Annotated in this window: 20 protein-coding genes and 1 riboswitch; of the genes, 13 read left to right on the forward strand and 7 right to left on the reverse strand. The window is 53.0% G+C overall.

The window, feature by feature from the left end; genetic code table 11:
* The 9 genes from HEN33_RS19230 to rpoC all read left to right on the forward strand — a co-directional run.
* Positions 1-74 (forward strand): EF-Tu C-terminal domain-related protein (locus HEN33_RS19230; RefSeq protein ID WP_001363156.1); only part of this gene is annotated, 74 nt, incomplete at its 5' end.
* A 229-nt stretch (positions 75-303) separates the two neighbouring features.
* A complete protein-coding gene (secE, locus tag HEN33_RS19235; protein ID WP_001275702.1) occupies positions 304-687 on the forward strand; it encodes a preprotein translocase subunit SecE in 384 nt (127 codons plus the stop codon).
* 1 nt (position 688) lies between these two features.
* Positions 689-1234, forward strand: coding sequence for a transcription termination/antitermination protein NusG (gene nusG, locus HEN33_RS19240; RefSeq protein ID WP_001287516.1), 546 nt, complete (start codon positions 689-691; stop codon positions 1232-1234).
* A 158-nt stretch (positions 1235-1392) separates the two neighbouring features.
* Positions 1393-1821 (forward strand): 50S ribosomal protein L11, encoded by a 429-nt coding sequence (rplK, locus tag HEN33_RS19245; RefSeq protein WP_001085926.1) that lies wholly within the window; start codon positions 1393-1395, stop codon positions 1819-1821.
* A 3-nt stretch (positions 1822-1824) separates the two neighbouring features.
* Complete coding sequence (gene rplA / locus HEN33_RS19250) at positions 1825-2529, forward strand: 50S ribosomal protein L1 (RefSeq protein ID WP_001096680.1); 705 nt, start codon at positions 1825-1827, stop codon at positions 2527-2529.
* A 412-nt stretch (positions 2530-2941) separates the two neighbouring features.
* A complete protein-coding gene (rplJ, locus tag HEN33_RS19255; RefSeq protein WP_001207201.1) occupies positions 2942-3439 on the forward strand; it encodes a 50S ribosomal protein L10 in 498 nt (165 codons plus the stop codon).
* A gap of 66 nt (positions 3440-3505) precedes the next feature.
* On the forward strand, positions 3506-3871 hold the full coding sequence (rplL, locus tag HEN33_RS19260; protein WP_000028878.1) for a 50S ribosomal protein L7/L12: 366 nt from the start codon (positions 3506-3508) through the stop codon (positions 3869-3871).
* Between the two features lie 319 nt (positions 3872-4190).
* Positions 4191-8219 carry a DNA-directed RNA polymerase subunit beta gene (gene rpoB, locus HEN33_RS19265; protein WP_001353730.1) on the forward strand — a complete coding sequence of 1343 codons (4029 nt, stop codon included), beginning with the start codon at positions 4191-4193 and terminating at the stop codon, positions 8217-8219.
* Between the two features lie 76 nt (positions 8220-8295).
* Positions 8296-12519, forward strand: coding sequence for a DNA-directed RNA polymerase subunit beta' (rpoC, locus tag HEN33_RS19270; RefSeq protein WP_176263793.1), 4224 nt, complete (start codon positions 8296-8298; stop codon positions 12517-12519).
* 241 nt (positions 12520-12760) lie between these two features.
* Here rpoC and thiH read toward each other — a convergent pair whose 3' ends face one another.
* The 7 genes from thiH to rsd all read right to left on the reverse strand — a co-directional run bounded on the left by thiH (position 12761) and on the right by rsd (position 18834).
* Positions 12761-13894: a 2-iminoacetate synthase ThiH gene (gene thiH, locus HEN33_RS19275; RefSeq protein ID WP_000847478.1), complete on the reverse strand. Its 1134-nt coding sequence runs from the start codon at positions 13892-13894 to the stop codon at positions 12761-12763.
* Positions 13891-14661, reverse strand: a complete 771-nt coding sequence (thiG, locus tag HEN33_RS19280; RefSeq protein ID WP_176263792.1) for a thiazole synthase — start codon at positions 14659-14661, stop codon at positions 13891-13893. Before thiG ends, thiH begins: the two co-directional genes overlap by 4 nt.
* A 1-nt stretch (position 14662) precedes the next feature.
* Positions 14663-14863: a sulfur carrier protein ThiS gene (thiS, locus tag HEN33_RS19285; protein WP_001166248.1), complete on the reverse strand. Its 201-nt coding sequence runs from the start codon at positions 14861-14863 to the stop codon at positions 14663-14665.
* Entirely contained in the window at positions 14847-15602 is a 756-nt protein-coding gene (gene thiF, locus HEN33_RS19290; RefSeq protein WP_176263791.1) for a thiazole biosynthesis adenylyltransferase ThiF, read from the reverse strand. Before thiF ends, thiS begins: the two co-directional genes overlap by 17 nt.
* A complete protein-coding gene (thiE, locus tag HEN33_RS19295; RefSeq protein ID WP_105277819.1) occupies positions 15595-16230 on the reverse strand; it encodes a thiamine phosphate synthase in 636 nt (211 codons plus the stop codon). Before thiE ends, thiF begins: the two co-directional genes overlap by 8 nt.
* A complete protein-coding gene (gene thiC / locus HEN33_RS19300; protein ID WP_105277818.1) occupies positions 16230-18125 on the reverse strand; it encodes a phosphomethylpyrimidine synthase ThiC in 1896 nt (631 codons plus the stop codon). Before thiC ends, thiE begins: the two co-directional genes overlap by 1 nt.
* A gap of 80 nt (positions 18126-18205) precedes the next feature.
* A riboswitch (TPP riboswitch) is annotated at positions 18206-18306 on the reverse strand.
* 51 nt (positions 18307-18357) lie between these two features.
* Entirely contained in the window at positions 18358-18834 is a 477-nt protein-coding gene (gene rsd, locus HEN33_RS19305; protein ID WP_000934303.1) for a sigma D regulator, read from the reverse strand.
* 94 nt (positions 18835-18928) lie between these two features.
* Between rsd and nudC the strand changes: the two genes are divergently transcribed.
* The 4 genes from nudC (at position 18929) to HEN33_RS19325 (ending at position 22267) form a co-directional block, all read left to right on the forward strand.
* Positions 18929-19702, forward strand: coding sequence for an NAD(+) diphosphatase (gene nudC, locus HEN33_RS19310; protein ID WP_000373940.1), 774 nt, complete (start codon positions 18929-18931; stop codon positions 19700-19702).
* 39 nt (positions 19703-19741) lie between these two features.
* Positions 19742-20806: a uroporphyrinogen decarboxylase gene (hemE, locus tag HEN33_RS19315; protein ID WP_000137657.1), complete on the forward strand. Its 1065-nt coding sequence runs from the start codon at positions 19742-19744 to the stop codon at positions 20804-20806.
* 156 nt (positions 20807-20962) lie between these two features.
* Positions 20963-21634, forward strand: a complete 672-nt coding sequence (gene nfi, locus HEN33_RS19320; RefSeq protein ID WP_000362376.1) for a deoxyribonuclease V — start codon at positions 20963-20965, stop codon at positions 21632-21634.
* A 42-nt stretch (positions 21635-21676) separates the two neighbouring features.
* Positions 21677-22267 carry a YjaG family protein gene (locus HEN33_RS19325; RefSeq protein ID WP_000940106.1) on the forward strand — a complete coding sequence of 197 codons (591 nt, stop codon included), beginning with the start codon at positions 21677-21679 and terminating at the stop codon, positions 22265-22267.
* Positions 22268-22360: the final 93 nt, after the last annotated feature.

The following is a 22360-nucleotide window of genomic DNA, read 5'->3' on the forward strand; positions in this document are numbered from 1 at the left end:
ACGGTCTGCGTTTCGCAATCCGTGAAGGCGGCCGTACCGTTGGCGCGGGCGTTGTAGCAAAAGTTCTGAGCTAATTGCCGATAACATTTGACGCAATGCGCACTAAAAGGGCATCATTTGATGCCCTTTTTGCACGCTTTCGTACCAGAACCTGGCTCATCAGTGATTTTCTTTGTCATAATCATTGCTGAGACAGGCTCTGTTGAGGGCGTATAATCCGAAAAGCTAATACGCGTTTCGATTTGGTTTGCCTCGCGATCGCGGGGTGAAAATGTTTGTAGAATACTTCTGACAGGTTGGTTTATGAGTGCGAATACCGAAGCTCAAGGAAGCGGGCGCGGCCTGGAAGCGATGAAGTGGGTCGTTGTGGTGGCATTGCTCCTGGTGGCGATTGTCGGCAACTATCTTTATCGCGACATTATGCTGCCGCTGCGTGCGCTGGCCGTAGTAATTCTGATTGCTGCAGCGGGTGGTGTCGCGCTGTTAACGACAAAAGGTAAAGCTACCGTTGCTTTTGCCCGTGAAGCGCGTACCGAAGTCCGTAAGGTCATTTGGCCGACTCGCCAGGAAACATTGCACACCACGCTGATTGTGGCTGCGGTTACCGCAGTAATGTCACTGATCCTGTGGGGACTGGATGGTATTCTGGTTCGCCTGGTATCCTTTATCACTGGCCTGAGGTTCTGAGATGTCTGAAGCTCCTAAAAAGCGCTGGTACGTCGTTCAGGCGTTTTCCGGTTTTGAAGGCCGCGTAGCAACGTCGCTACGTGAGCATATCAAATTACATAACATGGAAGATTTGTTTGGTGAAGTCATGGTACCAACCGAAGAAGTGGTTGAAATCCGTGGCGGACAGCGTCGCAAAAGCGAACGCAAATTCTTCCCTGGCTACGTCCTCGTTCAGATGGTGATGAACGACGCGAGCTGGCACCTGGTGCGCAGCGTACCGCGTGTGATGGGCTTCATCGGCGGTACTTCCGATCGTCCTGCGCCAATCAGCGATAAAGAAGTGGATGCGATTATGAATCGCCTGCAGCAGGTTGGCGATAAGCCGCGTCCGAAAACGCTGTTTGAACCGGGTGAAATGGTTCGTGTTAATGATGGTCCGTTCGCTGACTTCAACGGTGTTGTTGAAGAAGTTGATTACGAGAAATCTCGTCTGAAAGTGTCTGTTTCTATCTTCGGTCGTGCGACCCCGGTAGAGCTGGACTTCAGCCAGGTTGAAAAAGCCTAACCCAGCGATCAAAAAAGCGGCGATTTAATCGTTGCACAAGGCGCGAGATTGGAATACAATTTCGCGCCTTTTGTTTTTATGGGCCTTGCCCGTAAAACGATTTTTTATATCACGGGGAGCCTCTCAGAGGCGTTATTACCCAACTTGAGGAATTTATAATGGCTAAGAAAGTACAAGCCTATGTCAAGCTGCAGGTTGCAGCTGGTATGGCTAACCCGAGTCCGCCAGTAGGTCCGGCTCTGGGTCAGCAGGGCGTAAACATCATGGAATTCTGCAAAGCGTTCAACGCAAAAACTGATTCCATCGAAAAAGGTCTGCCGATTCCGGTAGTAATCACCGTTTACGCTGACCGTTCTTTCACTTTCGTTACCAAGACTCCGCCGGCAGCAGTTCTGCTGAAAAAAGCGGCTGGTATCAAGTCTGGTTCCGGTAAGCCGAACAAAGACAAAGTGGGTAAAATTTCCCGCGCTCAGCTGCAGGAAATCGCGCAGACCAAAGCTGCCGACATGACTGGTGCCGACATTGAAGCGATGACTCGCTCCATCGAAGGTACTGCACGTTCCATGGGCCTGGTAGTGGAGGACTAAGAAATGGCTAAACTGACCAAGCGCATGCGTGTTATCCGCGAGAAAGTTGATGCGACCAAACAATACGACATCAACGAAGCTATCGCTCTGCTGAAAGAGCTGGCGACTGCTAAATTCGTAGAAAGCGTGGACGTTGCTGTTAACCTCGGCATCGACGCTCGTAAATCTGACCAGAACGTACGTGGTGCAACTGTACTGCCGCACGGTACTGGCCGTTCCGTTCGCGTAGCCGTATTTACCCAGGGTGCAAACGCTGAAGCTGCTAAAGCTGCAGGCGCTGAACTGGTAGGTATGGAAGATCTGGCTGACCAGATCAAGAAAGGCGAAATGAACTTTGACGTTGTTATTGCTTCTCCGGATGCAATGCGCGTTGTTGGCCAGCTGGGCCAGGTTCTGGGTCCGCGCGGCCTGATGCCAAACCCGAAAGTGGGTACTGTAACGCCGAACGTTGCTGAAGCGGTTAAAAACGCTAAAGCTGGCCAGATTCGTTACCGTAACGACAAAAACGGCATCATCCACACCACCATCGGTAAAGTGGACTTTGACGCTGACAAACTGAAAGAAAACCTGGAAGCTCTGCTGGTTGCGCTGAAAAAAGCAAAACCGACTCAGGCTAAAGGCGTGTACATCAAGAAAGTTAGCATCTCCACCACCATGGGTGCAGGTGTTGCAGTTGACCAGGCTGGCCTGAGCGCTTCTGTAAACTAATGCCTTTACGTGGGCGGTGATTTTGTCTACAATCTTACCCCCACGTATAATGCTTAATGCAGACGTATATCCGAGATATTCGGGTTGTAGCAAGGCGGCAACTGAGTGAGTCGCCAGGAGCATAGCTAACTATGTGACTGGTGCGAACGAAGGAAGCCAACGCCGCTACAAGCTGAATAGCGACGGATAGAAAAGATTTGTTCGTTGGAGCCTGGCCTATCCAGGCCTCCGTCGAAGACCGCAGGAGTTTCGCAAGAAACTTAATCCCCTGCGTAGACGGTGACAGAACGCTAAGATTATTCTTTTATATTCTGGCTTGTTTCTGCTCACCGTAATTAAGACGCTCTCTCCGTTTGGAGGAGTGAAGTGAGTTCCAGAGATTTTCTCTGGCAAACATCCAGGAGCAAAGCTAATGGCTTTAAATCTTCAAGACAAACAAGCGATTGTTGCTGAAGTCAGCGAAGTAGCCAAAGGCGCGCTGTCTGCAGTAGTTGCGGATTCCCGTGGCGTAACTGTAGATAAAATGACTGAACTGCGTAAAGCAGGTCGCGAAGCTGGCGTATACATGCGTGTTGTTCGTAACACCCTGCTGCGCCGTGCTGTTGAAGGTACTCCGTTCGAGTGCCTGAAAGACGCGTTTGTTGGTCCGACCCTGATTGCATACTCTATGGAACACCCGGGCGCAGCTGCTCGTCTGTTCAAAGAGTTCGCGAAAGCGAATGCAAAATTTGAGGTCAAAGCCGCTGCCTTTGAAGGTGAGCTGATCCCGGCGTCTCAGATCGACCGCCTGGCAACTCTGCCGACCTACGAAGAAGCAATTGCACGCCTGATGGCAACCATGAAAGAAGCTTCGGCTGGCAAACTGGTTCGTACTCTGGCTGCTGTACGCGATGCGAAAGAAGCTGCTTAATCGCAGTTATCTTTTTAACGCATTCGCTTACGTATAAACTTATTCTGATATTCAGGAACAATTTAAATGTCTATCACTAAAGATCAAATCATTGAAGCAGTTGCAGCTATGTCTGTAATGGACGTTGTAGAACTGATCTCTGCAATGGAAGAAAAATTCGGTGTTTCCGCTGCTGCTGCTGTAGCTGTAGCTGCTGGCCCGGTTGAAGCTGCTGAAGAAAAAACTGAATTCGACGTAATTCTGAAAGCTGCTGGCGCTAACAAAGTTGCTGTTATCAAAGCAGTACGTGGCGCAACTGGCCTGGGTCTGAAAGAAGCTAAAGACCTGGTAGAATCTGCACCGGCTGCTCTGAAAGAAGGCGTGAGCAAAGACGACGCAGAAGCACTGAAAAAAGCTCTGGAAGAAGCTGGCGCTGAAGTTGAAGTTAAATAAGCCAACCCTTCCGGTTGCAGCCTGAGAAATCAGGCTGATGGCTGGTGACTTTTTAGTCACCAGCCTTTTTGCGCTGTAAGGCGCCAGTAGCGTTTCACACTGTTTGACTACTGCTGTGCCTTTCAATGCTTGTTTCTATCGACGACTTAATATACTGCGACAGGACGCCCGTTCTGTGTAAATCGCAATGAAATGGTTTAAGCGTGATAGCAACAGGCATTGCGGAAAGTGTTCCATTTTCCGGTCAACAAAATAGTGTTGCACAAACTGTCCGCTCAATGGACAGATGGGTCGACTTGTCAGCGAGCTGAGGAACCCTATGGTTTACTCCTATACCGAGAAAAAACGTATTCGTAAGGATTTTGGTAAACGTCCACAAGTTCTGGATGTACCTTATCTCCTTTCTATCCAGCTTGACTCGTTTCAGAAATTTATCGAGCAAGATCCTGAAGGGCAGTATGGTCTGGAAGCTGCTTTCCGTTCCGTATTCCCGATTCAGAGCTACAGCGGTAATTCCGAGCTGCAATACGTCAGCTACCGCCTTGGCGAACCGGTGTTTGACGTCCAGGAATGTCAAATCCGTGGCGTGACCTATTCCGCACCGCTGCGCGTTAAACTGCGTCTGGTGATCTATGAGCGCGAAGCGCCGGAAGGCACCGTAAAAGACATTAAAGAACAAGAAGTCTACATGGGCGAAATTCCGCTCATGACGGACAACGGTACCTTTGTTATCAACGGTACTGAGCGTGTTATCGTTTCCCAGCTGCACCGTAGTCCGGGCGTCTTCTTTGACTCCGACAAAGGTAAAACCCACTCTTCGGGTAAAGTGCTGTATAACGCGCGCATCATCCCTTACCGTGGTTCCTGGCTGGACTTCGAATTCGATCCGAAGGACAACCTGTTCGTACGTATCGACCGTCGCCGTAAACTGCCTGCGACCATCATTCTGCGTGCCCTGAACTACACCACAGAGCAGATCCTCGACCTGTTCTTTGAAAAAGTTATCTTTGAAATCCGTGATAACAAGCTGCAGATGGAACTGGTGCCGGAACGCCTGCGTGGTGAAACCGCATCTTTTGACATCGAAGCTAACGGTAAAGTGTACGTAGAAAAAGGCCGCCGTATTACTGCGCGCCACATTCGCCAGCTGGAAAAAGACGACGTCAAACTGATCGAAGTCCCGGTTGAGTACATCGCAGGTAAAGTGGTTGCTAAAGACTACATTGATGAGTCTACCGGCGAGCTGATCTGCGCAGCGAACATGGAGCTGAGCCTGGATCTACTGGCTAAGCTGAGCCAGTCTGGTCACAAGCGTATCGAAACGCTGTTCACCAACGATCTGGATCACGGCCCGTATATCTCTGAAACCTTACGTGTCGACCCAACTAACGATCGTCTGAGCGCACTGGTAGAAATCTACCGCATGATGCGCCCTGGCGAGCCGCCGACTCGTGAAGCCGCTGAAAGCCTGTTCGAGAACCTGTTCTTCTCCGAAGACCGCTATGACTTGTCTGCGGTTGGTCGTATGAAGTTCAACCGTTCTCTGCTGCGCGACGAAATCGAAGGTTCCGGTATCCTGAGCAAAGACGACATCATTGATGTTATGAAAAAGCTCATCGATATCCGTAACGGTAAAGGCGAAGTCGATGATATCGACCACCTCGGTAACCGTCGTATCCGTTCCGTTGGCGAAATGGCGGAAAACCAGTTCCGCGTTGGCCTGGTACGTGTAGAGCGTGCGGTGAAAGAGCGTTTGTCTCTGGGCGATCTGGATACCCTGATGCCTCAGGATATGATCAACGCCAAACCGATTTCCGCAGCAGTGAAAGAGTTCTTTGGTTCCAGCCAGCTGTCTCAGTTTATGGACCAGAACAACCCGCTGTCTGAGATTACGCACAAGCGTCGTATCTCCGCACTCGGCCCAGGCGGTCTGACCCGTGAACGTGCAGGCTTCGAAGTTCGAGACGTACACCCGACTCACTACGGTCGCGTATGTCCAATCGAAACTCCTGAAGGCCCGAACATCGGTCTGATCAACTCCCTGTCCGTGTACGCACAGACTAACGAATATGGCTTCCTTGAGACGCCGTACCGTAAAGTGATCGACGGTGTTGTAACCGACGAAATTCACTACCTGTCTGCTATCGAAGAAGGCAACTACGTTATCGCCCAGGCGAACTCCAACCTGGATGAAGAAGGCCACTTCGTAGAAGACCTGGTAACTTGCCGTAGCAAAGGCGAATCCAGCTTGTTCAGCCGCGACCAGGTTGACTACATGGACGTATCCACCCAGCAGGTGGTATCCGTCGGTGCGTCCCTGATCCCGTTCCTTGAACACGATGACGCCAACCGTGCATTGATGGGTGCGAACATGCAACGTCAGGCCGTTCCGACTCTGCGAGCTGATAAGCCGCTGGTTGGTACGGGTATGGAACGTGCTGTTGCCGTTGACTCCGGTGTAACTGCGGTTGCTAAACGTGGTGGTGTCGTTCAGTACGTGGATGCTTCCCGTATCGTTATTAAAGTTAACGAAGACGAGATGTATCCGGGCGAAGCGGGTATCGACATCTACAACCTGACCAAATACACCCGTTCTAACCAGAACACCTGTATCAACCAGATGCCGTGTGTGTCTCTGGGTGAACCGGTAGAGCGCGGCGACGTGCTGGCAGACGGTCCGTCCACCGACCTCGGTGAACTGGCGCTCGGTCAGAACATGCGCGTAGCGTTCATGCCGTGGAATGGTTACAACTTCGAAGACTCCATCCTCGTATCCGAGCGTGTTGTTCAGGAAGACCGTTTCACCACCATCCACATTCAGGAACTGGCATGTGTGTCCCGTGACACCAAGCTGGGGCCAGAAGAGATCACCGCTGACATCCCGAACGTGGGTGAAGCTGCGCTCTCCAAACTGGATGAATCCGGTATCGTTTACATTGGTGCGGAAGTAACCGGTGGCGACATTCTGGTTGGTAAGGTAACGCCGAAAGGTGAAACTCAGCTGACCCCAGAAGAAAAACTGCTGCGTGCGATCTTCGGTGAGAAAGCGTCTGACGTTAAAGACTCTTCTCTGCGCGTACCAAACGGTGTATCCGGTACGGTTATCGACGTTCAGGTCTTTACTCGCGATGGCGTAGAAAAAGACAAACGTGCGCTGGAAATCGAAGAAATGCAGCTCAAACAGGCGAAGAAAGACCTGTCTGAAGAACTGCAGATCCTCGAAGCGGGTCTGTTCAGCCGTATCCGTGCTGTGCTGGTAGCCGGTGGCGTTGAAGCTGAGAAGCTCGACAAACTGCCGCGCGATCGCTGGCTGGAGCTGGGCCTGACCGACGAAGAGAAACAAAATCAGCTGGAACAGCTGGCTGAGCAGTATGACGAACTGAAACACGAGTTCGAGAAGAAACTCGAAGCGAAACGCCGCAAAATCACCCAGGGCGACGATCTGGCACCGGGCGTGCTGAAGATTGTTAAGGTATATCTGGCGGTTAAACGCCGTATCCAGCCTGGTGACAAGATGGCAGGTCGTCACGGTAACAAGGGTGTAATTTCTAAGATCAACCCGATCGAAGATATGCCTTACGATGAAAACGGTACGCCGGTAGACATCGTACTGAACCCGCTGGGCGTACCGTCTCGTATGAACATCGGTCAGATCCTCGAAACCCACCTGGGTATGGCTGCGAAAGGTATCGGCGACAAGATCAACGCCATGCTGAAACAGCAGCAAGAAGTCGCGAAACTGCGCGAATTCATCCAGCGTGCATACGATCTGGGCGCTGACGTTCGTCAGAAAGTTGACCTGAGTACCTTCAGCGATGAAGAAGTTATGCGTCTGGCTGAAAACCTGCGCAAAGGTATGCCAATCGCAACGCCGGTCTTCGACGGTGCGAAAGAAGCAGAAATTAAAGAACTGCTGAAACTTGGCGACCTGCCGACTTCTGGTCAGATCCGCCTGTACGACGGTCGCACTGGTGAACAGTTCGAACGTCCGGTAACCGTGGGTTACATGTACATGCTGAAACTGAACCACCTGGTCGACGACAAGATGCACGCGCGTTCCACCGGTTCTTACAGCCTGGTTACTCAGCAGCCGCTGGGTGGTAAGGCACAGTTCGGTGGTCAGCGTTTCGGGGAGATGGAAGTGTGGGCGCTGGAAGCATACGGCGCAGCATACACCCTGCAGGAAATGCTCACCGTTAAGTCTGATGACGTGAACGGTCGTACCAAGATGTATAAAAACATCGTGGACGGCAACCATCAGATGGAGCCGGGCATGCCAGAATCCTTCAACGTATTGTTGAAAGAGATTCGTTCGCTGGGTATCAACATCGAACTGGAAGACGAGTAATTCTCGCTCAAACAGGTCACTGCTGTCGGGGTAAAACCCGGCAGCGGATTGTGCTAACTCCGACGGGAGCAAATCCGTGAAAGATTTATTAAAGTTTCTGAAAGCGCAGACTAAAACCGAAGAGTTTGATGCGATCAAAATTGCTCTGGCTTCGCCAGACATGATCCGTTCATGGTCTTTCGGTGAAGTTAAAAAGCCGGAAACCATCAACTACCGTACGTTCAAACCAGAACGTGACGGCCTTTTCTGCGCCCGTATCTTTGGGCCGGTAAAAGATTACGAGTGCCTGTGCGGTAAGTACAAGCGCCTGAAACACCGTGGCGTCATCTGTGAGAAGTGCGGCGTTGAAGTGACCCAGACTAAAGTACGCCGTGAGCGTATGGGCCACATCGAACTGGCTTCCCCGACCGCGCACATTTGGTTCCTGAAATCACTGCCGTCCCGTATCGGCCTGCTGCTCGATATGCCGCTGCGCGATATCGAACGCGTACTGTACTTCGAATCCTATGTGGTTATCGAAGGCGGTATGACCAACCTGGAACGTCAGCAGATCCTGACTGAAGAGCAGTATCTGGATGCGCTGGAAGAGTTCGGTGACGAATTCGACGCGAAAATGGGTGCGGAAGCAATCCAGGCTCTGCTGAAGAGCATGGATCTGGAGCAAGAGTGCGAACAGCTGCGTGAAGAGCTGAACGAAACCAACTCCGAAACTAAGCGTAAGAAGCTGACCAAGCGTATCAAACTGCTGGAAGCGTTCGTTCAGTCTGGTAACAAACCAGAGTGGATGATCCTGACCGTTCTGCCGGTACTGCCGCCAGATCTGCGTCCGCTGGTTCCGCTGGATGGTGGTCGTTTCGCGACTTCTGACCTGAACGATCTGTATCGTCGCGTCATTAACCGTAACAACCGTCTGAAACGTCTGCTGGATCTGGCTGCGCCGGACATCATCGTACGTAACGAAAAACGTATGCTGCAGGAAGCGGTAGACGCCCTGCTGGATAACGGTCGTCGCGGTCGTGCGATCACTGGTTCTAACAAGCGTCCTCTGAAATCTTTGGCCGACATGATCAAAGGTAAACAGGGTCGTTTCCGTCAGAACCTGCTCGGTAAGCGTGTTGACTACTCCGGTCGTTCTGTAATCACCGTAGGTCCATACCTGCGTCTGCATCAGTGCGGTCTGCCGAAGAAAATGGCACTGGAACTGTTCAAACCGTTCATCTACGGCAAGCTGGAACTGCGTGGTCTTGCTACCACCATTAAAGCTGCGAAGAAAATGGTTGAGCGCGAAGAAGCTGTCGTTTGGGATATCCTGGACGAAGTTATCCGCGAACACCCGGTACTGCTGAACCGTGCACCGACTCTGCACCGTCTGGGTATCCAGGCATTTGAACCGGTACTGATCGAAGGTAAAGCTATCCAGCTGCACCCGCTGGTTTGTGCGGCATATAACGCCGACTTCGATGGTGACCAGATGGCTGTTCACGTACCGCTGACGCTGGAAGCCCAGCTGGAAGCGCGTGCGCTGATGATGTCTACCAACAACATCCTGTCCCCGGCGAACGGCGAACCAATCATCGTTCCGTCTCAGGACGTTGTACTGGGTCTGTACTACATGACCCGCGACTGTGTTAACGCCAAAGGCGAAGGCATGGTGCTGACTGGCCCGAAAGAAGCAGAACGTCTGTATCGCTCTGGTCTGGCTTCTCTGCATGCGCGCGTTAAAGTGCGTATCACCGAGTATGAAAAAGATGCTAACGGTGAATTAGTAGCGAAAACCAGTCTGAAAGATACGACCGTTGGCCGTGCCATTCTGTGGATGATTGTACCGAAAGGTCTGCCTTACACCATCGTCAACCAGGCGCTGGGTAAAAAAGCAATCTCCAAAATGCTGAACACCTGTTACCGCATTCTCGGTCTGAAACCGACCGTTATTTTTGCGGACCAGATCATGTATACCGGCTTTGCATATGCAGCGCGTTCTGGTGCATCTGTTGGTATCGATGACATGGTCATCCCGGAGAAGAAACACGAAATCATCTCCGAGGCAGAAGCAGAAGTTGCTGAAATTCAGGAGCAGTTCCAGTCTGGTCTGGTAACTGCGGGCGAACGCTACAACAAAGTTATCGATATCTGGGCTGCGGCGAACGATCGTGTATCCAAAGCGATGATGGATAACCTGCAAACTGAAACCGTTATTAACCGTGACGGTCAGGAAGAGAAGCAGGTTTCCTTCAACAGCATCTACATGATGGCCGACTCCGGTGCGCGTGGTTCTGCGGCACAGATTCGTCAGCTGGCGGGTATGCGTGGTCTGATGGCGAAGCCGGATGGCTCCATCATCGAAACGCCAATCACCGCGAACTTCCGTGAAGGTCTGAACGTACTCCAGTACTTCATCTCAACCCACGGTGCTCGTAAAGGTCTGGCGGATACCGCACTGAAAACTGCGAACTCCGGTTACCTGACTCGTCGTCTGGTTGACGTGGCGCAGGACCTGGTGGTTACCGAAGACGATTGTGGTACTCATGAAGGTATCATGATGACTCCGGTTATCGAAGGTGGTGACGTTAAAGAGCCGCTGCGCGATCGCGTACTGGGTCGTGTAACTGCTGAAGACGTTCTGAAGCCGGGTACTGCTGATATCCTCGTTCCGCGCAACACGCTGCTGCACGAACAGTGGTGTGACCTGCTGGAAGAGAACTCTGTCGACGCGGTAAAAGTACGTTCTGTTGTATCTTGTGACACCGACTTTGGTGTATGTGCGCACTGCTACGGTCGTGACCTGGCGCGTGGCCACATCATCAACAAAGGTGAAGCAATCGGTGTTATCGCGGCACAGTCCATCGGTGAACCGGGTACACAGCTGACCATGCGTACGTTCCACATCGGTGGTGCGGCATCTCGTGCGGCTGCTGAATCCAGCATCCAGGTGAAAAACAAAGGTAGCATCAAGCTCAGCAACGTGAAGTCGGTTGTGAACTCCAGCGGCAAACTGGTTATCACTTCCCGTAACACCGAACTGAAATTGATCGACGAATTCGGTCGTACCAAAGAAAGCTATAAAGTGCCTTACGGTGCAGTACTGGCGAAAGGCGATGGCGAACAGGTTGCTGGCGGCGAGACCGTTGCAAACTGGGACCCGCACACCATGCCGGTTATCACCGAAGTAAGCGGTTTTGTACGCTTTACTGACATGATCGACGGCCAGACCATTACTCGTCAGACCGACGAATTGACCGGTCTGTCTTCGCTGGTGGTTCTGGATTCCGCAGAACGTACCGCAGGTGGTAAAGATCTGCGTCCGGCACTGAAAATCGTTGATGCTCAGGGTAACGACGTTCTGATCCCGGGTACCGACATGCCTGCGCAGTACTTCCTGCCGGGTAAAGCGATTGTTCAGCTGGAAGATGGCGTACAGATCAGCTCCGGTGACACCCTGGCGCGTATTCCGCAAGAATCTGGCGGTACCAAGGACATCACCGGTGGTCTGCCACGCGTTGCGGACCTGTTCGAAGCACGTCGTCCGAAAGAGCCGGCAATCCTGGCTGAAATCAGCGGTGTGGTTTCCTTCGGTAAAGAAACCAAAGGTAAACGTCGTCTGGTTATCACCCCGGTAGACGGTAGCGAGCCGTACGAAGAGATGATTCCGAAATGGCGTCAGCTCAACGTGTTCGAAGGTGAACGTGTAGAACGTGGTGACGTAATTTCCGATGGTCCGGAAGCGCCGCATGACATTCTGCGTCTGCGTGGTGTGCATGCTGTAACTCGTTACATCGTTAACGAAGTACAGGACGTATACCGTCTGCAGGGCGTTAAGATTAACGATAAACACATCGAAGTTATCGTTCGTCAGATGCTGCGTAAAGCTACCATCGTTAACGCGGGCAGCTCCGACTTCCTGGAAGGCGAACAGGTTGAATACTCTCGCGTCAAGATCGCAAACCGCGAACTGGAAGCGAACGGCAAAGTGGGTGCAACTTACTCCCGCGATCTGCTGGGTATCACCAAAGCGTCTCTGGCAACCGAGTCCTTCATCTCCGCGGCATCGTTCCAGGAGACCACTCGCGTGCTGACCGAAGCAGCCGTTGCGGGCAAACGCGACGAACTGCGCGGCCTGAAAGAGAACGTTATCGTAGGTCGTCTGATCCCGGCAGGTACCGGTTACGCGTACCACCAGGATCGTATGCGTCGCCGTGCTGCGGGTGAAGCTCCGGCTGCACCGCAGGTGACTGCAGAAGACGCATCTGCCAGCCTGGCAGAACTGCTGAACGCAGGTCTGGGCGGTTCTGATAACGAGTAATCGTTAATCCGCAAATAACGTAAAAACCCGCTTCGGCGGGTTTTTTTATGGGTGTTATTCAGAGGGCAAATTCTTCATGGGAAATATTAAGAAAGGCAGGGCGAAACGAGGAAGAAGCTTTTCGCCCTGGACAACATTCCTGCTGACGGTACTAACATAAAAAAACGCAACGCTTTCAACAACCTTGCGTTTTTCATCTTCCGTAGCTGCTCGGAATAAATTTACGTTCTTACATTCTGTCTCATGTCCTTTGCGAGGCACGTCCCAGATAGCTGTCCCAGTCTTTCCATACCGGCTGCAAACCCTGAGCAGTTAATGCAGCAGCAACGGCTTCCGGCCTGCGATCGTCGTGCGGTGAGAATTGCTCCAGCTCCGGATGATTGTCGGCATAGCCACCGGGTTGCGTTTTCGAGAAGGCGCTGACGTTATTGATCGCCAGCGGAATAACGCGATCGCGAAACCACGGTGATTCCCGCGTGGAGAGTGACAGTTCAATCTCCGGCGCAAGTAGGCGGAAGGCGCAGATAGTTTGCACTAACTGGCGTTCATCCATAATCGACGCTGGCTCAATCCCGCCAGTACACGGGCGCAGGCGCGGGAAGGAGACAGAGTAACGGCTTTGCCAGTAATGTTGTTGCAGCCATAGCAAATGTTCGGCAACCATATAGCAGTCAACGCGCCAGCTGTCGGAAAGGCCGATTAGCGCGCCGAGGCCTATCTTATCTATCCCCGCACGGCCCAGCCGATCCGGCGTTTCCAGCCGCCAGAAGAAGTCCTGTTTTTTCCCTTTCAGATGATGGTGGGCGTATGTCGCCTCGTGATATGTCTCCTGATAAACCATCACCCCATCCAGACCAAGTTGCTTTAACTCGGCGTATTCCGCTTCCGCCAGTGGCTGTACTTCCATCTGTAGTGAAGAGAACTGTTCACGCAGGACAGGGAGATGACGACGAAAGTAATCCATCCCCACTTTCGCCTGATGTTCACCAGTGACCAGCAATAGATGTTCAAAGCCCATCTCCCGGATAGCGGCGCTTTCCCTGGCGATATCCGCTTCATCCAGCGTTTTACGCTTGATGCGATTGCTCATGGAAAATCCGCAGTACGTGCAGTCGTTAGCGCAAAGATTGGAAAGATAAAGCGGGACGTAGAAGCTGACGACGTTGCCAAATCGCTGACGGGTCAGACGCTGCGCCCGTTGAGCCAGTGGTTCCAGGTATTCACCGGCGGCAGGTGATAGCAATGCCATCATATCGTCGCGAGTGAGTTGCGAAACATTGAGCGCCCGCTCTACGTCAGCTGCCGTTTTGCTGTTGATTCGCAGGCGGATGTCGTCCCAGTCCAGTTGTCGCCAGCGATCACTGAAGGTTTTCATGCCGATGCCTCCAGAAATCCGGTCAGCGGGCTAGTGGCATGAGCAAAATGACTGCGACTGCCCGGCCCGGACTGACGTGCCAGCAGGCCGGCGTCTACCGCCAGACGAAATGCCTTCGCCATGTTGACGGGATCGTCCGCGACGGCAATCGCCGTATTCACTAACACCGCATCGGCTCCCATTTCAAGCGCCTGCGCGGCATGGCTGGGAACGCCAATGCCAGCATCAACGACCACCGGAACAGTGGCTTGCTGGATAATAATCTCCAGCATGGCGCGGGTTTCCAGTCCCTGATTAGAGCCAATTGGTGCGCCGAGCGGCATTACTGCTGCACAGCCCACTTCCTCCAGACGTTTGCACAACACTGGATCGGCACCGCAGTAAGGCAGCACGACAAATCCCTGTTGCACCAACGTTTCGGCGGCTTTCAGGGTTTCGATGGGATCGGGCAACAGCCAGCGGGCGTCAGGGTGAATCTCTAATTTTAGCCAGTTTGTGCCTAACGCTTCACGTGCCAGATGGGCGGCGAAAATGGCTTCTTCCGCAGTTTTCGCCCCAGAAGTATTCGGCAGCAGTCTCACACCCGCCGCGATAAGTGGATCGAGGATAGCATCGTTGTGTTGGCGCAAGTCGACGCGTTTCATCGCCAGCGTCACCAGTTGGCTGCCGGAAGCGCGGATCGCCTCCACCATCAATTGTGTAGAGGCGAATTTCCCGGTGCCGGTAAACAGATGTGAATCAAACGTTTTGTCCGCAATATGTAACATCTCAACCCCCTGCAATAACCTGAAAAAGCAGGATCTGGTCGCCATCCTGCACGATATGTTGCGCCCATTGTTCCCGCGGGACGATTTGCTGATTAATCGCCAGTGCCGCACCTGCTTGTTGTTGATCGAGTTGCTCCAGCAGTTCGTGAACAGTTAGTCCGGCGACGCACTGCATCGGTTGATCGTTAAACAGGATCTGCATTGCTTCCTCCGCATACTGGGCAACTGCTGGCGCGGCGCAACGCCAGGTTGCGCCATTGGTTTAATTTACCGTCAAACAGTCGAAGATATCCCGCAGGGGTCTCTATACCACTCAATAGCTTAATTGCTTCCAGTGCCTGTAACGTGCCCATGACCCCGACCACCGGGCCAACCACGCCTGCCGTGCGGCAGTTGCGTTCAGGCTCCTGGTTATCCGGCCACAGGCAGCGGTAACACCCCTGTTCCCAGGGCGGTGTCAGCACCATCAACTGACCACCAAATCCGACCGCGCTGGCGGTGATAAGCGGTGTGTTAAGTGCTACGCAGGCGGCATTAATCTCCTGGCGAGTCGCCATGTTGTCGGTACAGTCGAGAACCACATCGGCCCGTGCTACTGCATCTTTTAACGCCTTACCCATTAACCGTTGTTGTAATGCTGTCAGTTGAATGTCAGGATTTAACTGTGTCAGTCGCTGTTGGCTGACCTGCGATTTGGGGCGATCGATATCTTCAGTGGTAAAGAGGATTTGTCGTTGCAGATTGCTCAAATGCACATCGTCGTCATCTGCCAGTACCAGCGTCCCGACACCAGCTCCCGCCAGGTATAGCGCAGCAGGTGTACCCAACCCACCCAGACCGATAATCAGCACCTGGCTGTCGAGCAGTTTTTGCTGCCCGTCAAGAGCAATATCGTCGAGCAGGATTTGACGGCTATAACGCATAAAATCACGGTCATTCATCGCCAACTCCTGCAATTTCCAGCAACTGTTCCGTTGCCAAACGCCAGTCTGCGGCCTGGGTAATGGCACTGACGACGGCGATACTGCCAACACCTGTCGCCATCACCGCAGGTGCGCGCGGCAGGCTGATACCGCCAATCGCTACAGTGGGATAATCAGCCAGGCGCTCAATGTGCCGTGCCAGCTGTTCCAGCCCCTGCGGTGCAGAAGGCATCTGTTTGGTTTGGGTCGGGAACACATGTCCCAGCGCGATATAAGAAGGACGTGCTGCCAGCGCGACGTCGATCTCCATATCATCATGAGTCGAAACGCCCAGCCGCAGGCCCGCTGCACGGATGGCATTGAGATCGGTGGCTTGCAAATCTTCCTGCCCCAGATGGACGCCATACGCCTGATGCTTAATCGCCAGCCGCCAGTAATCGTTGATAAACAGTCGCGCGTTATAGCGGCGGCCCAGCGCAATTGCTGCCACGACATCGGCTTCAACCTCTTCATCGCGCCGATCTTTGATGCGCAGCTGGAGAGTACGCACGCCTGCATCCAACAGACGTTCGATCCACTGTACGCTGTCCACTACCGGGTACAGTCCTAAACGAAAAGGTACGTGAGGAAAATCAGGCTGATACATCACGCTTCCTCCTTACGCAGGTAGATTTCTCCACCTCTGGCACGGAAGTTCTCCGACATATCCGCCATTCCCACTTCAATGGTTTGCGCGGCGGCATAGTCACGCACTTCCTGGCTGATTTTCATCGAGCAGAATTTCGGCCCACACATGGAGCAAAAATGGGCGACTTTACCGGACTCTTGTGGCAGGGTTTCATCGTGATAAGCGCGGGCGGTAAACGGGTCGAGGGCCAGATTAAACTGGTCTTCCCAACGAAATTCGAAGCGGGCTTTCGACATGGCGTTATCGCGAATTTGCGCGCCTGGATGCCCTTTCGCCAGGTCGGCGGCGTGGGCGGCAATCTTATAGGTGATAAGCCCCTGCTTAACATCTTCTTTATTAGGTAGACCCAGATGCTCTTTTGGCGTTACGTAACAGAGCATCGCGCAGCCAAACCAGCCAATCATCGCCGCGCCAATCCCCGATGTGAAGTGGTCATAACCCGGCGCAATATCAGTAGTTAGCGGCCCGAGGGTATAGAACGGTGCTTCGTGGCAGTGCTCTAACTCCTCGGTCATATTGCGGCGGATCATCTGCATCGGCACGTGGCCTGGACCTTCAATCATCACCTGCACGTCATATTCCCAGGCGATTTTGGTCAGTTCGCCCAGCGTATGTAGTTCGGCAAACTGCGCTTCATCGTTGGCGTCCTGAATAGAACCGGGGCGCAGGCCGTCGCCCAAGGACAACGAAACATCATAAGCGGCACAGATTTCACAAATTTCGCGGAAGTGTTGATAGAGGAAATTTTCCTGATGATGGGAGAGGCACCATTTCGCCATAATCGAACCGCCGCGAGAGACGATACCGGTCAGGCGTTTCGCGGTCATCGGCACGTAGCGCAGTAGCACGCCCGCATGGATAGTGAAGTAATCCACACCTTGCTCGGCCTGTTCCAGCAGCGTGTCCCGGAACGCTTCCCAGGTAAGATCTTCAGCGATCCCATTAACCTTCTCCAGCGCCTGGTAGATCGGCACTGTACCAATCGGCACCGGGCTGTTACGCAAAATCCATTCGCGAGTTTCGTGAATATAGCGACCGGTGGAAAGATCCATCACTGTATCCGCCCCCCAGCGCGTAGACCATACCAGCTTTTCCACTTCTTCTTCGATGGAAGAGGTGACTGCCGAGTTGCCGATATTGGCGTTAACCTTCACCAGAAAGTTGCGACCAATAATCATCGGCTCCGATTCCGGATGGTTGATGTTGGCGGGGATAATGGCACGTCCGGCAGCGACTTCATCACGGACAAATTCCGCAGTGATATTTTCCGGCAGACGTGCGCCAAAGCTCATTCCCGGATGCTGGTGGCACAAAACTTCGTTACGAATGCGCTCGCGGCCCATATTCTCGCGGATGGCGATGAATTCCATCTCCGGTGTGATGATGCCCTGGCGGGCGTAGTGCAGTTGTGTGACGCGGTGGCCTGCTTTGGCGCGCTTTGGGGTTAATACGCCGCTAAAACGCAGCTCGTCGAGGCCATCATCTGCCAGCCGTGCTTTAGTGTAATCGGAACTGCGCACGGTAAGTTCTTCGGTATCGCCGCGTGCATCGATCCACGGCTGGCGTAGTTTTGCCAGTCCTTGCTGCACGTTAATGGCGATCTGAGGATCGCCATACGGACCGGAGGTGTCGTAGACCGGAATCGCTTCGTTTTCTTCGTACTGCGGCTGTTCATTGCTGCCGCCGATTAGCGTCGGGCTAAGCTGGATCTCACGCATCGGCACGCGCACGCCGGGTTGTGTGCCAGTGATGTAAATGCGTTTTGAGTTCGGAAAGGCGGTGCCTTCCAGGGTGTCGATAAAATGTTGGGCCTGGGCGCGTTGTTCGCGGCGGGTCAGTTTTGTTGCAGACATAGCTCATTCCAAAAAGTTAAGGACGTGGCTTGTCAGACGACGGATGAAGCAAGAGACGATCGCCGCAAAGGCGATGCGATAGAAGATTAACTCTTGTTCCCTTCGCAGGTATTAGCCTGATCAGGTTCCGCGGATCCCGAATAAACGGTCTCAGCCAGTTAAGGCACTCCGACAAGAAATTAGCCCCGCAAACGGGGCGTTGAATGTAAATTACGCGTTAACAGCGCAGAACTCAAGCAGGATATTTGACGCGGGCGGCGTCAAGCACCAGCAGAATCAGCTTATCTTCCAGCACAAAGCGCGCTTCCAGGGCCTCGCCGATGTCAGATAAAACCTGTTGAAACTCAAGGTAATTATCATGATCGATAGCGGTTTCCAGGCTGGAATCGTAGTAATCCATAATCTGTTGGGTATTGGCTTCGAGTTGTGGCCAAATCTTCGCGGCGCGTGCGAGTTGCCCATTGCCTTCCAGTTTATGAAGAATGCGCTCATAAATACTGAAATGTCCGGCAGACAAGTAATCGACCAGGCTCTGACAAAAATCATCAAGGGCTTTTTCGTTTAGCCTCATGTACGATTCTTTGCCAGGCTTAATGCCAACCAGATTGTAGTAAGCCACGAGCAGATGCTTACGTACATGTAGCCAGCGATCAACCAGTTTGTTACTTCCTCTGACGCGCTCCGTCAGGTTATCGAGCTGGTTAAGCATGATTGACTCCGCAAGTTTGTATTCAAAAACTGCTCAGTGAGAAATGTAAAAACCATGTTAAACATGCCAGTGATGCAAAGGTAGTGCAAGAGCTATGGATCGTATAATTGAAAAATTAGATCACGGCTGGTGGGTCGTCAGCCATGAACAAAAATTATGGTTGCCGAAGGGAGAATTGCCATATGGCGAAGCGGCAAATTTCGATCTTGTGGGTCAGCGCGCACTACAAATCGGCGAATGGCAGGGGGAACCTGTTTGGTTAGTACAACAGCAGCGGCGTCACGATATGGGGTCGGTACGTCAGGTCATTGATCTCGATGTTGGGCTGTTTCAACTGGCCGGACGTGGCGTGCAACTGGCGGAGTTTTACCGATCGCATAAATACTGTGGTTACTGCGGGCATGAAATGTATCCGAGCAAAACCGAATGGGCGATGCTGTGCAGCCATTGCCGTGAGCGTTACTACCCGCAAATCGCCCCCTGCATTATTGTTGCCATCCGTCGCGATGATTCGATCCTCCTCGCCCAGCATACCCGCCATCGTAACGGTGTCCATACGGTACTTGCCGGATTCGTCGAAGTGGGCGAAACCCTCGAGCAGGCGGTCGCGCGGGAAGTGATGGAAGAGAGCGGAATTAAAGTTAAAAACTTGCGGTACGTGACTTCCCAGCCGTGGCCGTTTCCCCAGTCGCTGATGACCGCATTTATGGCGGAATATGACAGCGGCGACATCGTGATTGATCCGAAAGAGCTGCTCGAGGCGAACTGGTATCGCTACGATGATTTACCGTTACTTCCGCCGCCCGGCACCGTGGCGCGCCGTCTGATAGAAGATACGGTGGCGATGTGTCGGGCAGAGTATGAGTGATGATACACTGACCGCCTGACGCACTAAGGAACAGCCAAAATGACCGAACTCAAAAACGATCGTTATCTGCGGGCGCTGCTGCGCCAGCCCGTTGATGTCACTCCAGTATGGATGATGCGCCAGGCGGGTCGCTATCTACCGGAATATAAAGCCACGCGCGCCCAGGCGGGCGATTTTATGTCGCTGTGCAAAAATGCAGAGCTGGCGTGCGAAGTGACTTTGCAACCGCTGCGTCGCTATCCGCTGGATGCGGCGATCCTCTTTTCCGATATCCTCACCGTGCCGGACGCGATGGGGTTAGGGCTCTATTTTGAAGCCGGAGAAGGTCCGCGTTTTACCTCGCCAGTCACCTGCAAAGCTGACGTTGATAAACTGCCAATTCCGGACCCGGAAGATGAGCTGGGTTATGTGATGAACGCGGTGCGTACTATTCGCCGCGAACTGAAAGGCGAAGTGCCGCTGATTGGTTTTTCCGGCAGCCCGTGGACGCTGGCGACCTATATGGTGGAAGGTGGCAGCAGCAAAGCGTTCACCGTGATCAAAAAGATGATGTATGCCGATCCACAGGCGCTGCATGCTCTGCTCGATAAACTGGCGAAAAGCGTCACTTTGTATCTGAATGCGCAAATTAAAGCTGGTGCTCAGGCCGTGATGATCTTCGATACCTGGGGCGGCGTGCTCACCGGGCGCGATTATCAACAGTTCTCGCTCTATTACATGCATAAAATAGTTGATGGTTTACTGCGTGAAAACGACGGTCGCCGTGTACCGGTCACCCTGTTTACCAAAGGCGGTGGACAGTGGCTGGAAGCTATGGCGGAAACGGGTTGCGATGCGCTGGGTCTCGACTGGACAACGGATATCGCCGATGCGCGCCGCCGCGTGGGCAATAAAGTCGCGCTGCAGGGTAATATGGATCCGTCGATGCTGTACGCGCCACCTGCCCGCATTGAAGAAGAAGTCGCGACTATACTTGCAGGTTTCGGTCACGGCGAAGGTCATGTCTTTAACCTTGGTCACGGTATTCATCAGGATGTGCCGCCAGAACATGCTGGCGTGTTTGTGGAGGCTGTGCATCGGTTGTCTGAACAGTATCACCGCTAAGAGCCTGGTCCATCAGGCTATTTTATTTGCCATTTTGAGGCCGGGCAGTGCTCAAAATCCTCACGTACTACGTGTACGCTCCGGTTTTTCCGCGCTGTCCGGCCTCAAACTGCCTTCAACAATTACGCCTGGTGAACCAGGCTCTAAGGAGCGATTATGGATCTCGCGTCATTACGCGCTCAACAAATCGAACTGGCTTCTTCTGTGATCCGTGAGGATCGACTTGATAAAGATCCGCCGGATCTGATCGCCGGAGCCGATGTCGGGTTTGAGCAGGGCGGAGATGTGACGCGAGCGGCGATGGTGCTGCTGAAATACCCCTCTCTTGAGCTGGTGGAGTATAAAGTGGCCCGCATCGCCACCACCATGCCTTACATTCCAGGTTTTCTTTCCTTCCGCGAATATCCTGCGCTGCTGGCAGCGTGGGAGATGCTGTCGCAAAAGCCGGATTTAGTGTTTGTCGATGGTCATGGGATCTCGCATCCGCGCCGTCTTGGCGTCGCCAGCCATTTTGGCTTATTAGTGGACGTACCGACCATTGGCGTAGCGAAAAAGCGGTTATGCGGTAAATTCGAGCCGCTCTCCAGCGAACCGGGCGCGCTGGCACCGTTGATGGATAAAGGCGAGCAGCTGGCCTGGGTCTGGCGCAGTAAAGCGCGCTGTAACCCGCTATTTATCGCAACTGGCCATCGTGTCAGCATGGATAGTGCGCTGGCCTGGGTACAACGCTGCATGAAAGGCTATCGTCTGCCGGAGCCAACGCGCTGGGCAGACGCGGTGGCTTCGGAACGTCCGGCGTTCGTGCGCTATACAGCAAATCAGCCCTAATTCAGGTAAACTGCGGATAATTTCCGTATTTGAGAACTCAACATGTTACAAAACCCAATTCATCTGCGTCTGGAGCGCCTGGAAAGCTGGCAGCATGTCACTTTTATGGCTTGCTTATGCGAACGCATGTACCCCAATTACGCCATGTTCTGCCAGCAAACCGGTTTTGGTGATGGGCAAATTTACCGCCGCATTCTCGATCTCATCTGGGAAACACTGACCGTCAAAGACGCAAAAGTAAATTTCGACAGCCAACTGGAGAAATTTGAAGAAGCGATTCCTTCAGCCGACGATTTCGATCTGTACGGCGTTTATCCGGCAATCGATGCTTGCGTGGCGTTAAGTGAACTGGTCCATTCGCGTTTAAGTGGCGAAACGCTCGAACACGCGGTAGAAGTGAGTAAGACCTCCATCACGACCGTGGCGATGCTGGAAATGACTCAGGCTGGCCGTGAAATGAGCGATGAAGAGCTCAAAGAAAACCCAGCTGTAGAGCAAGAGTGGGACATTCAGTGGGAAATATTCCGACTTTTAGCTGAGTGCGAAGAACGCGATATCGAGCTGATAAAAGGCCTTAGGGCAGACCTGCGTGAGGCGGGCGAGAGCAATATTGGTATAATTTTTCAGCAATAAGACCAGAAAACGTGATTTAACGCCTGATTTGTCATACCTGGAGTCTTCCCTTTCGCCCCCCGTCTGGTCTACATTTGGGGGGCGAAAAAAAGT

Origin of the sequence: Escherichia sp. 94.0001, assembly GCF_013369155.2 — a bacterium.
GTDB classification, from domain to species: Bacteria; Pseudomonadota; Gammaproteobacteria; order Enterobacterales; family Enterobacteriaceae; genus Escherichia; species Escherichia coli_F.